This window comes from Microbacterium esteraromaticum, from assembly GCF_028747645.1.
Taxonomy (GTDB): domain Bacteria; phylum Actinomycetota; class Actinomycetes; order Actinomycetales; family Microbacteriaceae; genus Microbacterium; species Microbacterium esteraromaticum_C.
The window spans coordinates 2309815-2324137 of sequence record NZ_CP118100.1 but is presented as its reverse complement, the minus strand read 5'-3'; the positions used below and the strand labels follow the sequence as shown (position 1 = coordinate 2324137).

Sequence of the window (14323 nt, the reverse complement as noted above, 5' to 3'; positions counted from 1 at the left end):
AAGAGCGGTACGTCGCACCGACCTAGTCGGTGCGGTCGTGCCCGTTGCTGTCTTGGGTGACGATGACTCGGTCGTCTCGTACCACCCGGTTGAGGAACGCGCTGACGACCCGCATGAACTCGTTCCGCTCCTCCCAGTGGGGCATGTGGCTCGACTGGTCGAACCGCACCCATTCGGCGTGCGGGATGAGCTCGACGAACGGGCGCACGACAGCATCCGTCGCCTCGTCGTACGCGCCGTTGATGACGAGGGTGGGCACGTCGATGCGATCGAGGCGGTCGATCACCGACCACTCGCGGAGCGAGCCGATGACCATGAACTCGCTCGGGCCGTTCATCGCGTGATACACCGTCGGATCCTCGGCCAGCAGATCGAATGTGCGCTGCACCGGACCGGGCAGCGGAGAGATCCGGCACACGTGGTGCGCGTAGAACACATCGGATGCTGCGGCGTACTCCGCTGATGTGAAGTCGCCCGCCGCCTCGTGCCGGGCGATGACCTCGCCCGCCGAACCCGGGAGCGCATTGCGAAGCTCGACGGCTGCCGCACGCCATTGCGGCATCGACGCGGGGGAGTCGGCGATGATCAGGCGCCGCAGTCCGCGCGGGCGCCGAACGGCATGCTCTGACCCCAGCATTCCGCCCCACGACTGCCCCAGCAGGTCGTACTCGGTGATGCCGAGGTGGCGCAGCAACAGCTCGAGCTCTTGCAAGAAGAGTTCAACGGTCCAGAAGTCACTCGGCGCATCGGGAAGATGCGTCGAGCGCCCGCTGCCCAGTTGGTCGTAGTACACGACGGTGCGCTGCCCGGCGAGGTCGTCGAGGCTCAGCAGGTAGTCGTGCGTGCAGCCCGGTCCGCCGTGCACGGCGAGCAACGGCACAGCCGAGCCGTCCGCATCGGGCGACCCGTCGGAGGGGCGGGCGACGCGGTAGTACGTGCTGCCGGCATGCCACGAGAAGCGTCCTTCGGTGATCTCGACGTCTGCGGCGGTATGAGTAGTCATGTCAGTTCCCTTCCCGGGCGTCGGAGAAGTCGTCGGCCCGGCGGACGCGGTCGAAGAACGCCTGTGCTTGGGGTGCGAGAGGTGCAAGGTCGTGCGCGGCACCGGCGACGATCTCGAACGTCGCCGGTACGCCGTGCTCGTGCCAGTTCTGTGCCAGGTGGCGGGCGCGGTCGACGCGCGTGCTGCCGGCGTCGTTGGCGCCGGCCCGCCAGCGGGGCTCATGCTCGCCGACGTGGATGACGCCGGAGCCGTCGTCGTCTGCTCCGACCAAGACGTGCACCGGCAACGCCTGGAGCCGGGCGTGATCGCGCTCACGCCCGAACACCGTGGCGAAGTCGCCCACGCCCGGCCACCAGGCATGCTCGGAACCCAGCAGGGTCACGTTTCCGGGGGCCGCGAACGCCGCCGCCGACCAATCCGAGGGATGCACGAGGGCCAGCCGATGGGCGAACTGGGCGCCACCCGAGAACCCGAACAGCTCGAGCCGGTCGACGTCCAACAGCTCCCGTTCGATGAAGGCGTCGAGCGTCCACTGCAGAACGTCATCGAAGTGCGTGTCACCCGACCGCAGCTGCTTGTACCCGTTCGCGTCGCCCGCATCGGGCACGCCGGCGGGGAACAACGGTGCCAGCAGCGCAGTGCCGGTGCGCTCCGCCCAGTCGAGGAACTCCCGGCGCATGCCGACCGGATCGCGATCACTGCCATGGATGAGCACCGCAACCGCCCCACAGGGCGACTCCGGCACGGCGCTCCACCAGCTGAACCGCGGGTCCTTCACGAGTGCGGTACCGGTTCCGAACCTCATCGCGTCACCTCACCGGTGCGCACCAGCGCATCAGCGATCGCGGCGGCATCCTCGACCGGGAGGCGTGACGTGGCGATGCGCACGTGCGGCGGGTTGGGGGCCGACCAGGACGACTCGCCGCGCAGTGCGACGACGCCCTGCAGTGCGAGTGCCTCGATCGTGCGCCCTTCGTCGTGCACCGGCACCCATGCGCAGAACCCGTCGTCGGAGTCGACATCGACACCTCGCGCGCGCAATGCCTCGGTGAAGGCGTCGAGACGCGCCCCGTACTCGGCGCGCGCGCGCTGCACCTGCTGTTCTGTGGCGCCGTCGCGCAGCATCCACAGCAGGGCCGACTGCAGAATACGCGAGGTCCACTGTCGGGTGAGACGGATCTCGGCGTGCGCGCGCTGGATGACCTCGTCGGGTCCGCCGATGACCGCCAGACGCAGGTCGGGACCGTACGACTTCTCGTACGAGCGGATGACGACCGTGTGCGCGGGGCGCAGCTCGGCCGTCGACCAGTATTCGCGGCGCGAGAGCGGCCCGAGGTCGTCGTATTCGATCACCAGGGGCTGGTGGCGTCCGCTCATGTGCGAGACGATGCGGTCGCGGTTCTCGCGCGTCATCGAACGCCCGGTCGGCGCCTGTGAACGCGGTTGCAGGAACACCGCGGCGGGCAGCGTCTGCAGCGCATCGCGCAGCGCACGCTCGTCGAGACCGTCGGGCCCGTACGGCACCGGCACGATGCTCAGCCCGAGATCGACCATCAGGCTGATCAGCTGCGGCTGCGTGGGCATCTCGACGACAACACGGTCACCCGGCACCGAGTGTGCGTGCAGCACTGCCCAGATCGCGTCGGCGCCACCGTTCGCCACGGCGAAGCGATGGGAGCGCACCGGCCACGTCGGGGCGATGGCCGTTTCGAGCTCGGGCAGGATCGGGGAGTCGTAGTACTCGTTGAGATTCGGTTGCTGCGCGGCCCCGATCAAGGCCTGATCCAGGGCCGGCAGCAGCGAGACATCCGGATGCAACAGGCGCAGATCGCGTGTGCCCGGCACCGTCGACATCAGCTCGAGTCGGCGCACCTGACCGCTCGCGCTCGTGACCCGCACTCCGGACTTGCCCGTACCGGCGATCAGACCGCGCCGCTTGAGCAGGCCCCAGGCCGCAGAGATCGTCGAGGGACTCACCCGCAGCTCGGCCGCGAGGTCGCGCACCGTGGGCAGGGCTTCGCCGGGGGCGATGACATCATCGCGGATGGACGTCGCGATCGACGATGCGATGCCGCGGGGCGTCACATCGGGGAAGACATCGCGCCGGGCCCAGGCCGGCATCGCACCGTTACCCGTCATGGCGGCGGACCCCGCTGACGAGCTCGGGCGGACGAGGAACCAGATCGAGGTCGAATCGACGCTGCGCGAGCAGCGGGAACGCCGTGCGGGCAGCATCCACCCGGGCGCGATCGAATTCGGTGACCAACAGCGTCTGCTCGACCCCGGCCGAGGCCATCGTCGTGCCGTCCGGCGCCACGATCATCGAGCATCCGATCCGAGTGCCGCCGGTCTGACCCGCCCCGATCACGAAGCAGGTCGACTCCAGGGCGCGCGCTGCGCAGAACGTGCTCCAGTGCGCCTCTTTCAAAGGCCCGCGCACCCACGACGTCGGTACGGCGAGAACGTCGGCCCCCTGCAGGGCCAGCGCGCGCGCCGTCTCGGGAAAGCGGATGTCGTAGCAGGTCATCACGCCGACGCCGAAGCCGCCGACGTCGATCACCGGGGGAGCATGCTCGCCCGGGCGGATCGCATCGGATTCGCGCATGCCGGCCGCGTCGTAGAGGTGGAGTTTTCGGTAGACCGCGCGGATGCCCGTGGCATCGACGACCACGACCGTGTTGAACGGGCGATCGCCGGCCGACTCGGTGATCCCGGCGATCACTGTCAGACCGCTGCCGTCGAGCGCCGCGATCAACGACTGCACGAACGGGCCGTCGAGCGGTTCGGCGACCGGTGTCTCGGCAGGGTCGTCCGTGCGGCTGGACGCCGACTCGGGCAGCACCAGCAGATCCAGTGCGGCCTTGCGTCCCGCGGCGATCCACTCACCGCACTGCACCGCGCATTCGGCGGGAGAGAGCGGGGAGTGCAGCTGGACGGCGCCGACCCGCAGACGCTCACCCATGGTTCGCCTCGTACAGGGCGCTCGCGCCGGTGATCGAACCGAGCGGAGTGCCCGCACGCACGGCATCGCGCAGACCCAGGATCACGGGATCGGCATCGAGCTCTTCGAGGGTTTGCAGGATCCGCTGCGCGTCCGTGCGCGGAATCACACAGACACCATCGGCGTCGCCGAAGACGACATCACCGGGCAGCACGGCGACACCGCCGGCGCTCACGGGGTCGTTGATGCGGCCCTCGAACCCGTGGAGTCGCGTCGTCAGCGGAGTCGCGCCGCGCGAGAACAGCGGGAAGCCGAGCTCGGCGATCTCGTCGACGTCGTTGGTGCGGCCGTTGCTGATCGCGGCGACGACGCCCGCATCGGCCGCGATGCCGGCGAGCGTACCGCCGAACGATGAGCGCGCGTCATCGCCGGATTGATCGATGACGAGCACGTCGCCCGGCTGCGCCAGGCCCAGGGCATGGTGCACGGCCGTGGAATCGGCATGGGGGATGCGCACGGTGAGCGCGCTTCCGACGAAAGACGACCGGATCGGGGCGATGGCGGTCAGTCCGCGCACGAAGCCGAGATCGGTCAGATGGCCGAGCGTCGCGGTCGACGACGCGCGCAGCCGGTCGACCAGCTGCTCGTCGAGGCGGGGTGCCATCGCTCCGGTACGGAAGAAACGTGCCCCGCGGGTCATGACTTGCTCCCGGGGGAACTGGGGGTACTGCGCATCACGGATGTCGTGCCTCTCTGCATGTCGACTTCGCCTGGAGGTGCTCGCGGGGAGCGTGATCCGTTCAGGGGAACTCGTCGGTATCGATCTGAGCGCCCAAGCTCAAGGGATCTGATGCTGACTGGTTCCCAGCATAGGAACGCCGTTTGTCGAATAACAAAGATTTATGTTCGTGAACAAAAGTTGCGAAAAGAAGCGCAGATCAAAGGGGTTTTCGCCGAGGGGGTCGGATGCTGTCGGTGCGCAGGCAGCGCCGATCTCGCGCGTTTCGTGTTTGACATGCACCGGGACGGTCTCCCTATGCTGAACCCGGCGCCCAAGCTCCTCACTCAGCTCATCGAGGAGCATCCATGTCCCCCCAATGGACCACCCCGCCATCAGGAGACCCGCACCGCGAACACACGGACGGGCAGACGGTTCTCGACGTCGTCGACCTCGCCGTCTCGTACGGCGACCGCGAGGTCGTGAGCGCCGTCGACTTCCGCCTTCGGGCTGGCGAAACCGTCGCCATCGTCGGCGAGTCCGGCTCGGGCAAGACGACCGTCATCAACGCCGTGCTCGGCCTGCTTCCGCGCAACGCCCGCACCTCGGGCAGCGTCGTCCTGCAGGGGCGCGAGATCCTCGGCGCCGACGAGAGCGAGATCCGTCCGCTGCGCGGCACCGCGCTCGCGTACGTTCCGCAGGACCCGATGTCGAACCTCAACCCCGTCATGCGCGTCGGCAACCAGGTGGCCGAAGCAGCCAGCGTGACCCGCGACGCCACAGCCGCCGTCTACCGCGAGCGCGCGATCGATGCGCTCGGCAGGGCCGGCCTCGATGACGCACGGGAACGCTACCGCCTCTATCCGCATCAGTTCTCGGGCGGCATGCGTCAGCGCGCGCTCATCGCAGCGGGGGTCGTCAACGCACCAACCGTGCTGATCGCCGACGAACCGACCTCGGCGCTCGACGTGACTGTGCAGCGGGTGATCCTCGACAACCTCGCCGAGCTCACCGCCGAGTCCGGCACCGCGGTGCTGCTGATCACGCACGATCTGGGGCTCGCCGCCGAACGGGCCGACCGCGTGATCGTGATGCACCACGGGCGCATCGTCGAGCAGGGGGCCTCGAGAGACGTGCTGTTCGCGCCGCAGGACGAGTACACGAAGGCACTCGTCGCCGCGGCTCCGTTCGCCGTGGCCAATCGCTTCGGCGACGGCGAACGGGCGTCCGCAGCGCCGCGCGGCAACGCGACTGCGCAGCCGTCAACGGACACGGCCCCGGCGCTCCGCGTCGACGGCCTGTCAAAGGTGTATCCGGCTCGCGGCTGGGGCAAGAACCGTCGCCCACCCTTCACCGCGGTCGAGGACGTGTCCTTCTCCATCCCCGCCGGTCGCACGCTCGCGATCGCCGGGGAATCAGGATCTGGCAAGAGCACCACTGCGCAGATGGTGCTGCAGCTGCTGCGCCCGACCAGCGGGTCCATCGTCTTTCAGGGACGTGACACCGCCTCGCTGTCGAAACGGCAGATGAAGGGTTTCCGTCGCGCGGTGCAGTCCATCTTCCAAGACCCGTACGCATCACTCGACCCGTTGTTCTCGATCGAACGCAGCCTGCGCGAGCCGCTCGACGCGTTCGCCATCGGAACGCCGGACGAACGCGATGCGCGCGTGCTGGAACTGCTCGACCTGGTGCAACTGCCCCGCACGGTGCGATACCGCACGGCCAGTGAGCTCTCGGGAGGGCAGCGCCAGCGCGTCGCGATCGCCCGCGCGCTCGCCCCGTCACCCGAACTCGTCGTGTGCGACGAACCCGTCTCGGCGCTCGACGTGTTGGTGCAGGCGCAGATCCTCGACGTGCTCACCGAGGCGCAGCGCGAACTCGGCGTCTCCTACCTGTTCATCTCGCACGACCTGAGCGTGATCGCCGAGATCTCCCACGACCTGCTCGTCATGCGCAGAGGAGCGGTCGTCGAGCACGGCGCCACTGCCGACGTTCTCGGTGATCCGCAGCATCCGTACACCCGAGAACTGATCGATGCGATCCCCGGACGCGCGCTGTTCCGCGACGCCGTCGGCGCGTAGCGCCATCCTCTCCCGCTTTTCCCTCACCCCTCACCACCACCCACCCGAAAGGACGAGCACACCCATGTCTCGACTCTTCTCCCTCCGACGAGGGGGCCTCATCGCCGCGGCCCTCTCGATCTCGCTGATCGCCACCGGATGCGCCCCGTCGCAGAGCTCCGCCGACGCCGCCGACGGCGACGCGGTGCTGCGCGTCGGCATCCAGAAGCCGACCAGCCTCATCCCCGGCAACAGCACCGGGCTGTTCGCCAACACTGTCGTCGGCGCGGTGTTCGACGGTCTCGTCGCCTTCGACCCGGTCTCGGGGCAGCCCCAGAACCTCGTGGCCGAGACGATCGAGTCCGACGACCAGCGAGTGTGGAAGATCACCCTCAAGGACGGTTGGACGTTCCACAACGGCGAAGCCGTCGACGCCGAAGCGTTCGCGCGAGGCTGGAACGCCGCCGTCGCGCCCGAGAACGCCTGGGTGCAGGCCAAGCAGTTCTCCAACATCGTGGGATACGACGCCGTCGCCCCCGCCGAAGGCGAGCCCACGGCGGAGGTGCTGGCGGGCGTCACTGTCGACGGCCCGCTGCAGCTGACCGTCGAGCTCGTCGAACCCGACAGCCAGTTCCCGTTCCTGCTCGCCAAGTCGTACTACTCGCCGATCCCGCAGGCAGCGCTCGATGACCCCGAGGGCTTCGCGAAGCAGCCGATCGGAAACGGCGCCTACCGGGTGACCGAGCCGTGGACCGGCGGCGCCGAGATCGTCACCGAGCGCTACGACGACTACGCCGGCGGCGACGTGCTCAACGGCGGCGTGGTGTTCCAGGTCTACACCGGCAACGACATCGCCTACACCGACTACGAAGCCGGTTCGGTCGACATCGTCTCGCTGAACCCGGCCGACATCCCGACCGCCGAGGCGTCCTACCCCGACCTCGTGCGCCGGGCCGCCGTCGACGACTGGCGCAACTACCTCAGCCTGCCGACCTACCTGCCGGGCTACGACGACCCGCAGATCAGGAAGGCACTGTCGCTGGCCATCGACCGCGACGCCATCATCACCTCGCTGCTCGACGGCGAGGCGCACGTCGCCACCGACGTCGACATCCCGGTCAGCGTCGGCTACCGCGACGACGCCTGCGGAGAGCTGTGCCAGTACGACCCCGAGCGCGCCAAGCAACTCTGGGACGAGGCCGGTGGCATCCCCGGAGAGCTGCGCATCGCCTCGGTGACCGGCACCGGTCGTGAGATCTGGGCAGAGGCCATCGCCCGACAGTGGAGCGACGTCTTCGGCGTCGAGGTCAAGCTCGATCAGGTCGCCTCCGAGAACACGTGGCCCGGCATCAAGAGCCGCGAGGTGCAGTCGCCCGTCACCCTGGGCGCACCGGCCGGTCACCCGTCGCCGATCGACACGCTCGGACCGTCCTACTCGTCGAGCGGAAGCGTGAACGGCTCGTTCTATCACAACGACGCATTCGACGCCCTGCTGCAGCAGGCGGCCGCTACCGGGGATCCCGATGAGCAGAAGGCGCTGTACAACGAGGCGAAGGACCTGGTCATCGCCGACATGCCCTCGATTCTGCTGTGGACCTACCCAAGCACGTACGTCGTCTCGGAACGCGCTCAGGCGTACGAGCCCGACGCCTTCAACAAGGGCGAGTTCTCGCAGGTCGCGGTGAACTGACCCCGTTGGGGCCCGCCGACGACCTCGGCGGGCCCCACCCGGCCCCGAAAGGGATCCTCCTCATGACGTACTTGTTCACCCGACTCCTGCAGGGAGTCGTGGTCTTCTTCGGCACCTCGCTGCTCGTCTTCCTCGCCGTGTTCGCACTGCCCGGCGACCCCCTCGGAGCGCTGGCGGGAGACGCCGAGCTCAGCGAGACGGTCGTGCGCAACCTCGAGGCGCGCTACCACCTCGACCAACCGGTGCTCGTGCAGTACTGGTACTACATCACCGGGCTGCTGCAGGGAGACTTTGGCACCACCGTCACCGGCGAGAACGTCAGCGACATCTTCGCCCACGCCTGGCCCGTGACCATCCAGCTCGCCCTCACCGCATGGGTTCTCGAGCTGATCATCGGCGTGACGCTCGGCATCGTGGCCGCGCTGCGACCCGGCGGCATCGCCGACCGCATGGCGACGTCGGTGGCGATCCTCGCGCTCGCCATCCCCACCTTCGTGCTGGCCTTCTTCCTGCAGCAATGGTTTGGCCTGTCACTGGGATGGTTCCCCGTTGCCGGCGTCTCGGCGGGCTGGCCCCTGGCCTACCTCCTGCCCGCGTTCTGCATCGCCATGCTCGGCGTTGGTCCGATCGCGCGGCTCATGCGCACCAGCCTGCTCGAGACCGTCTCGGCCGACTACGTGCGCACCGCGAAGGCGCGGGGCATCAGCCCGCTGCGACTCAGCGGCCGCCACGTGTTCCGCAACGCCCTGGTGCCCGTCGTCACCTATCTGGGAGTCGACCTGGGGGCACTGCTGGGCGGCGCGGTCGTGGTCGAGGGCATCTTCAACCTGCCCGGGATCGGCCGCGCCCTCTTCACCGCGATCAACACCCAGCAGGGTTCGGTCGTGGTCGGCATCGTCACCGCGGGCGTGCTCGTCGTGCTCGTGATGAACATCCTCGTCGACATCGCTCACAAACTCCTCGACCCCAGGATCGCGCCATGACACTCACCACCTCTCCCGACTCCACGGCCGTGATCGCGCTGGCCGAGACCCGGCCGACCATCTGGCACAAGCTGCGCCGCAACCCCGAGTTCTGGATCGGCGGAGTGCTCGTGGCCGCGTTCGTCGTGATGGCCGTGTGGCCGGCGGCGATCGCCGGACTCTTCGGCAACGGTGACCCTGCGGCCTGCGATCTGAGCAACTCCCGCGTCGGTCCGGGCGCCGAGCCCGGGCATCCACTCGGCTTCTCGGTACAGGGCTGCGACCTGTTCACGACCGTGGTTTACGGCGCCCGCAACTCGGTGATCGTCGGCACCGTCGTCACCCTCGGCACGTCATTGATCGCGGTCGTTCTCGGGGTGCTCGCCGGATACTACGGCGGCTGGCTCGACGCCCTGCTCTCGCGTCTGTCCGAAGTGGTCATCTCGGTACCACTGCTGCTGGGAGCCGTACTGGTGCTCAACTCGGTCGAGGTGCGCAGTGTGTGGATGGTCTCGCTCGTGCTCATCCTGTTCTCGTGGCCGACAGCGATGCGCGTCATGCGCACCTCGACGATCTCGGTCGCCGGCCGTGGCTTCGTCACGTCGGCGAAATCACTCGGCCTGCCCACATGGAAGATCTTGGGCACGCACGTCGTGCCCAACACGATCGGTCCGGTGATCGTGCTGGGCACCCTGCAGGTCGGCGCCGTGATCGCCACGGAGGCCACCCTGACCTACCTCGGCATCGGACTGCAGGCGCCGGCGTTCTCGTGGGGGCTGCAGCTCTCTCAGGCCGAGCCGTACTTCGCCTCGGCACCGCACCTGCTCTACGTTCCCGCGGTCGCGCTGACGCTGTGCGTGGCAGGGTTCGTGCTGCTGGGCGAGTCGATCAGGCAGGCCGGGTTCCAGACGACGCACGGCGCAGCCTGAGGCGGCCGCGCACCGTCTGGACCCCGTCGGGGATCAGACGGTGCGCATCGCCGGGTCGGGCAGGTAGACCTCGCCGCCCGCGGCGAGGAACTCCTGACTCTTGGCCTGCATCCCGGCGATCGCGGCCTGCGCCTCGGCGCTGCCGTACGTGTCGCGGATATCTTGCGAGATGCGCATCGAGCAGAACTTGGGTCCGCACATCGAGCAGAAGTGCGCGGTCTTGGCCGGCTCGGCCGGCAGGGTCTCATCGTGGAACTCCTGCGCCGTGACCGGGTCGAGGCCGAGCGCGAACTGGTCGTTCCAACGGAATTCGAATCGGGCCTTCGACAAGGCATCATCGCGTTCGGTCGCCCCCGGATGTCCCTTGGCGAGGTCGGCGGTGTGCGCGGCGATCTTGTACGTGATCACGCCGGTCTTGACGTCATCGCGGTTGGGCAGCCCGAGGTGCTCCTTCGGTGTGACGTAGCAGAGCATCGCCGTGCCGTAGCGGGCGATCTCGGCTGCGCCGATCGCCGAGGTGATGTGGTCGTAGCCGGGGGCGATATCGGTGGCCAGCGGCCCGAGAGTGTAGAACGGCGCGCCGTGGCACAGCTCCTGCTGGCGTTCGACGTTCTCGCGGATCTTGTGCAGCGGCACGTGCCCCGGCCCCTCGACCATGACCTGCACGTCGTACTCCCAGGCCCGCTGCGTGAGCTCGGCCAACGTGTCGAGCTCGGCGAACTGCGCGGCGTCGTTGGCGTCGGCGATCGAGCCGGGGCGCAGGCCGTCGCCGAGCGAGAAGGCCACGTCGTAGGCCGCGAAGATCTCGCACAGCTCGTCGAAATGGGTGTACAGGAAGTTCTCCTGGTGATGGGCGAGGCACCAGCCGGCCATGATCGATCCGCCGCGCGAGACGATGCCGGTGACGCGCTCGGCAGTCATCGGCACGTAGCGCAGCAGCACGCCGGCGTGGAGGGTCATGTAGTCGACGCCCTGCTCGCACTGCTCGATCACGGTGTCGCGGTAGATCTCCCAGGTGAGGGCGTTCGCGTCACCGTCCACCTTCTCAAGGGCCTGGTAGATCGGCACGGTGCCGATGGGGATCGGCGAGTTGCGGATGATCCACTCCCGCGTGGTGTGGATGTCGTTGCCCGTCGACAGATCCATGAGCGTGTCGGCGCCCCACTTCGCGGCCCACTCGAGCTTCGCGACCTCTTCGCTGATCGAGCTGGTCACGGCGGAGTTGCCGATGTTCGCGTTGACCTTGACCAGGAACGCCTTGCCGACGATCATCGGCTCGGATTCGGGGTGGTTGACGTTGTTGGGAATGATCGCGCGGCCCGCGGCGATCTCGCTGCGCACCAGCTCGACGTCGCACTGTTCGCGCAGCGCGACGAACCGCATCTCGGGGGTGATGATGCCCCGGCGGGCGTAGTGCATCTGCGTCACGCGGTGGCCGGCCTTGGCGCGGACCGGTACCGGTGTGCGCCCCCGCCATTGCTGCGAGGGCGCGCCTCGTCGCACGGCTGAGCGGCCGTCGTCTTCGAGGCGGTGGCCGCGAGCGGCGTACGTCTCGGTGTCGCCGCGCTCGGCGATCCATGCGGACCGCCACGGTGCGAGCCCCTCCTCGGGGATGCTGCCGGGACCCATCGTGCGGTACACCTGCAGGGGCGCGTTGGCCGAGCCGTCAGGGGAATCGGCCTGCTGGATCTCGGTGATCGGCACGCGGATCCCGTGGCTCGCGTCTTCGAGCCACGCGAGCCGGTGGGCGGGATGCTGCTCACGCGACTGCGGCGTCGCCGATGTCGAGGCGGCGGATGCCGAGGATGGGACTTCGGATTTCGGGGTGCGTGCAACCACGGAACTCTCTCACTTCCTACGCCGGTATCAACCGGATCAGGTTCGACGGTCTCAAGCGCGTCAGCTTGATCTCAGCCCTTCTCGGGGCACCCGTGTGGACAGTCCATGTGTACTACGGACGACGAAGGTGGGGCAAATCCGGGTCGGCCACTCAGGTCGCGAGACGGCAGCCGGTGAGGATGACCGACAGATATGGTCCGTGCACGACGGCGGCCATCAGGGCGAACGCGGCGGTCGCCGCGCCGAGCGCGATCGCGGGAACCAGCGACGCGCCGATGCGCGCGGGGGAGACCAGGTGCCCGATGCGATCGGGCCCTGCGGCATGCAGCACGACCCGATGGGGCGTCGGAGCGTGAGCGCCGTCCGTGCCGCCGAGCTTGAGCAGCGCGCTGGCGAGGGCCGGGGTGCCCGCTCGGCGCGAAGCGGCCCGGTCGGCGGCGATCTCGAGGTACAGCGGCACGGCATTGCGGATCGCGGACATCAGCGGGAGCCGGTGCAGAGGAGCGATCACGGCCTCGAGCACGCCGAGTGCGAGGTGATGGCGTCCGTGCACATGCTCGCGCTCGTGAGCGATCACCGCGGCGAGCTCATCGGGGTGCAGGACCTCGACAAGCCCGCGGGAGAGGACGATGCCGCCGTGTCGGTGCGGCAGTGAGAACGCGGTCGGACGCAGGTCGCGCGTGAGCATCACGCGGTGGCCGCCGACGATGCGAGAGTCGGCGCGAGCGGCGATATCGCGCGCGGTGGCCCGTGTCGCGCGGAGTCGGCGCACCCCGCGGAAGATCGCCGTCGCCACCAGAACCAGCGCCCCCGCGACAGGAAGCGCGATGAGCAGCGCGACGGGGACCACGGTGTCGACGAGGTCGACCGCGGGGAAGGGCGACGAGGCGTCCAGGCACCGTTGGCACACGCCGGCCAAGCCGCTCGGCAGCATGGTGGGGCCGCTGAGCACCCATGCGAGCAGCAGGCTGAGTGCGGCGGCCGCCACCAGCCAGAGTGCGCCCACCGCCAGCAGCAGCGTGACGGCGGCACGTGGCGCGCGCATGAGCGCCGGTGCCGCCGCGCGGATCACGACCGGTCCCGCGACGGCGGTGGTCAGCAGCGCGACCGCCAGCACGGCCGGTACGAGCAGCGCTGTCATCGGTCGGGTTCTCTGCGTGCGAGGTAGTCGCGCAGCAGATCGCGTTCGCGTTCGTCGATCGCGTCGAAGAAGTGCAGGATCGCGGCGTCCCTGTCGTGGCTGGTGTCGAGCGCCTGCTCCATGAGCCGTGCAGCATGCAGCTCGCGCGTGCACCGGGCCGTGTACGTCACGGCGCGCGCTCGCCGCTCGGGGACCACCAGTTGCTTGCGCTCGAGGTTGCCCAGCACGGTGGCGATGGTCGTGTAGGCATGCTTGGCGCCGAGCCGTGTGATCACCTCGCGGATCGACAGCGGGCCGTCATCCCAGAGCGCGTCCATCACCTGCTGCTCCAACGCGCCGAGCCGCAACGGCCCACACGGCTGCGCCGCCGACTGCTCCGGGCTCATGCCGTCACCGCTTGTGCGCGCGGGGCGGGGAGCGGGCAGGCGACCTGGCCGCGCAGTCGCCAGACGGCGGCGACGGTGGAGAGGATCAGGGCGGCCGCGGCCAGCAGGGGCTGCGCGGGAGCGAACCACGTGAGCGCACCGGTGTAGCCCAGGGCGATCAGGGCGATCTTGTTGCAGACGGGACAGCCGACGGCGAACCAGGCGAGCATGCCGCCGGCGACCGCGAATCTGCCGGTGCGGCGTTCCTCGCGCGATGAAGCGGCGCTGCCGGAACCCTCGTGCGATGAGTCGGGGGTGAGTGCTGCGACGTCGGGCGCCGAACGCTGCGGTTGGGCGTAGGTGCCGATCAGCAGGCCGGTCACGGCCGAGGTGATCAGCCAGACCGGATAGTTCCACCAGACGGGTGGGATCTCGCGCGTGAACAGTCCGTTGGGGATGAGCACGGTGGCCACTCCGAGCACGATCGCGACCGCGACCGCCGACGCCGTCGCGATCAGGATCTGCCGCGTGCTCCACGACCTCAGTGCCTGCCAGGCGAGGACGAGCGATTCTCGCAGTGCGGCGATTCGCCGACGGTTCCGGTGCATGTCCCTACTATGCCCGATAGGTTACTATCCTGCATAGTCGACTATGCAGGATAGTTGATGAGAGGAA

At 68.8% G+C, this 14323-nt stretch carries 13 protein-coding genes and 1 riboswitch; of the genes, 4 read left to right on the top strand and 9 right to left on the bottom strand.

The window, feature by feature from the left end:
• Positions 1 to 22: 22 nt before the first annotated feature.
• The 5 genes from PTQ19_RS11125 to PTQ19_RS11105 are packed head-to-tail and all read right to left on the bottom strand — an operon-like array spanning position 23 to position 4644.
• Positions 23 to 1003, bottom strand: coding sequence for a proline iminopeptidase-family hydrolase (locus tag PTQ19_RS11125; RefSeq protein WP_274367384.1), 981 nt, complete (start codon positions 1001 to 1003; stop codon positions 23 to 25).
• Between the two features lies 1 nt (position 1004).
• Positions 1005 to 1808, bottom strand: coding sequence for an alpha/beta hydrolase family protein (locus PTQ19_RS11120; RefSeq protein ID WP_274367383.1), 804 nt, complete (start codon positions 1806 to 1808; stop codon positions 1005 to 1007).
• Positions 1805 to 3142, bottom strand: a complete 1338-nt coding sequence (locus PTQ19_RS11115; protein WP_274367382.1) for an aminotransferase class I/II-fold pyridoxal phosphate-dependent enzyme — start codon at positions 3140 to 3142, stop codon at positions 1805 to 1807. The genes PTQ19_RS11120 and PTQ19_RS11115 overlap by 4 nt, the downstream gene beginning before the upstream one ends.
• On the bottom strand, positions 3132 to 3965 hold the full coding sequence (locus PTQ19_RS11110; protein ID WP_274367381.1) for a carbon-nitrogen hydrolase family protein: 834 nt from the start codon (positions 3963 to 3965) through the stop codon (positions 3132 to 3134). The genes PTQ19_RS11115 and PTQ19_RS11110 overlap by 11 nt, the downstream gene beginning before the upstream one ends.
• On the bottom strand, positions 3958 to 4644 hold the full coding sequence (locus PTQ19_RS11105) for an RraA family protein (RefSeq protein WP_274367380.1): 687 nt from the start codon (positions 4642 to 4644) through the stop codon (positions 3958 to 3960). The genes PTQ19_RS11110 and PTQ19_RS11105 overlap by 8 nt, the downstream gene beginning before the upstream one ends.
• A gap of 386 nt (positions 4645 to 5030) precedes the next feature.
• Between PTQ19_RS11105 and PTQ19_RS11100 the strand changes: the two genes are divergently transcribed.
• The 4 genes from PTQ19_RS11100 to PTQ19_RS11085 all read left to right on the top strand — a co-directional run bounded on the left by PTQ19_RS11100 (position 5031) and on the right by PTQ19_RS11085 (position 10303).
• Positions 5031 to 6743 carry a dipeptide ABC transporter ATP-binding protein gene (locus tag PTQ19_RS11100; RefSeq protein ID WP_274367379.1) on the top strand — a complete coding sequence of 571 codons (1713 nt, stop codon included), beginning with the start codon at positions 5031 to 5033 and terminating at the stop codon, positions 6741 to 6743.
• A gap of 64 nt (positions 6744 to 6807) precedes the next feature.
• A complete protein-coding gene (locus tag PTQ19_RS11095; protein WP_274367378.1) occupies positions 6808 to 8412 on the top strand; it encodes a peptide ABC transporter substrate-binding protein in 1605 nt (534 codons plus the stop codon).
• Positions 8413 to 8474: 62 nt separating this feature from the next.
• A complete protein-coding gene (locus tag PTQ19_RS11090) occupies positions 8475 to 9395 on the top strand; it encodes an ABC transporter permease (protein ID WP_206551655.1) in 921 nt (306 codons plus the stop codon).
• Complete coding sequence (locus PTQ19_RS11085; protein ID WP_274367377.1) at positions 9392 to 10303, top strand: ABC transporter permease; 912 nt, start codon at positions 9392 to 9394, stop codon at positions 10301 to 10303. Before PTQ19_RS11090 ends, PTQ19_RS11085 begins: the two co-directional genes overlap by 4 nt.
• A 33-nt stretch (positions 10304 to 10336) precedes the next feature.
• Here PTQ19_RS11085 and thiC read toward each other — a convergent pair whose 3' ends face one another.
• From thiC to PTQ19_RS11065, 4 genes are all read right to left on the bottom strand, one after another.
• A complete protein-coding gene (gene thiC, locus PTQ19_RS11080; RefSeq protein ID WP_274367376.1) occupies positions 10337 to 12142 on the bottom strand; it encodes a phosphomethylpyrimidine synthase ThiC in 1806 nt (601 codons plus the stop codon).
• Positions 12139 to 12246, bottom strand: a riboswitch (TPP riboswitch). It overlaps the preceding gene by 4 nt.
• 47 nt (positions 12247 to 12293) lie before the next feature.
• Complete coding sequence (locus tag PTQ19_RS11075) at positions 12294 to 13283, bottom strand: M56 family metallopeptidase (protein WP_274367375.1); 990 nt, start codon at positions 13281 to 13283, stop codon at positions 12294 to 12296.
• Positions 13280 to 13669: a BlaI/MecI/CopY family transcriptional regulator gene (locus tag PTQ19_RS11070; RefSeq protein WP_224818583.1), complete on the bottom strand. Its 390-nt coding sequence runs from the start codon at positions 13667 to 13669 to the stop codon at positions 13280 to 13282. The genes PTQ19_RS11075 and PTQ19_RS11070 overlap by 4 nt, the downstream gene beginning before the upstream one ends.
• Positions 13666 to 14256: a hypothetical protein gene (locus tag PTQ19_RS11065; RefSeq protein ID WP_274367374.1), complete on the bottom strand. Its 591-nt coding sequence runs from the start codon at positions 14254 to 14256 to the stop codon at positions 13666 to 13668. Before PTQ19_RS11065 ends, PTQ19_RS11070 begins: the two co-directional genes overlap by 4 nt.
• Positions 14257 to 14323 lie beyond the last annotated feature (67 nt).

Excerpts from the sequence above, each read along its gene's own strand:
- PTQ19_RS11110 (WP_274367381.1), bottom strand. The coding sequence starts at position 3,965 with ATGGGTGAGCGTCTGCGGGTCGGCGCCGTCCAGCTGCACTCCCCGCTC.
- PTQ19_RS11085 (WP_274367377.1), top strand. The coding sequence starts at position 9,392 with ATGACACTCACCACCTCTCCCGACTCCACGGCCGTGATCGCGCTGGCC.
- PTQ19_RS11120 (WP_274367383.1), bottom strand. The coding sequence starts at position 1,808 with ATGAGGTTCGGAACCGGTACCGCACTCGTGAAGGACCCGCGGTTCAGC.
- PTQ19_RS11065 (WP_274367374.1), bottom strand. The coding sequence starts at position 14,256 with ATGCACCGGAACCGTCGGCGAATCGCCGCACTGCGAGAATCGCTCGTC.
- PTQ19_RS11075 (WP_274367375.1), bottom strand. The coding sequence starts at position 13,283 with ATGACAGCGCTGCTCGTACCGGCCGTGCTGGCGGTCGCGCTGCTGACC.
- PTQ19_RS11105 (WP_274367380.1), bottom strand. The coding sequence starts at position 4,644 with ATGACCCGCGGGGCACGTTTCTTCCGTACCGGAGCGATGGCACCCCGC.
- PTQ19_RS11095 (WP_274367378.1), top strand. The coding sequence starts at position 6,808 with ATGTCTCGACTCTTCTCCCTCCGACGAGGGGGCCTCATCGCCGCGGCC.
- PTQ19_RS11125 (WP_274367384.1), bottom strand. The coding sequence starts at position 1,003 with ATGACTACTCATACCGCCGCAGACGTCGAGATCACCGAAGGACGCTTC.
- PTQ19_RS11100 (WP_274367379.1), top strand. The coding sequence starts at position 5,031 with ATGTCCCCCCAATGGACCACCCCGCCATCAGGAGACCCGCACCGCGAA.
- PTQ19_RS11090 (WP_206551655.1), top strand. The coding sequence starts at position 8,475 with ATGACGTACTTGTTCACCCGACTCCTGCAGGGAGTCGTGGTCTTCTTC.
- PTQ19_RS11115 (WP_274367382.1), bottom strand. The coding sequence starts at position 3,142 with ATGACGGGTAACGGTGCGATGCCGGCCTGGGCCCGGCGCGATGTCTTC.
- PTQ19_RS11070 (WP_224818583.1), bottom strand. The coding sequence starts at position 13,669 with ATGAGCCCGGAGCAGTCGGCGGCGCAGCCGTGTGGGCCGTTGCGGCTC.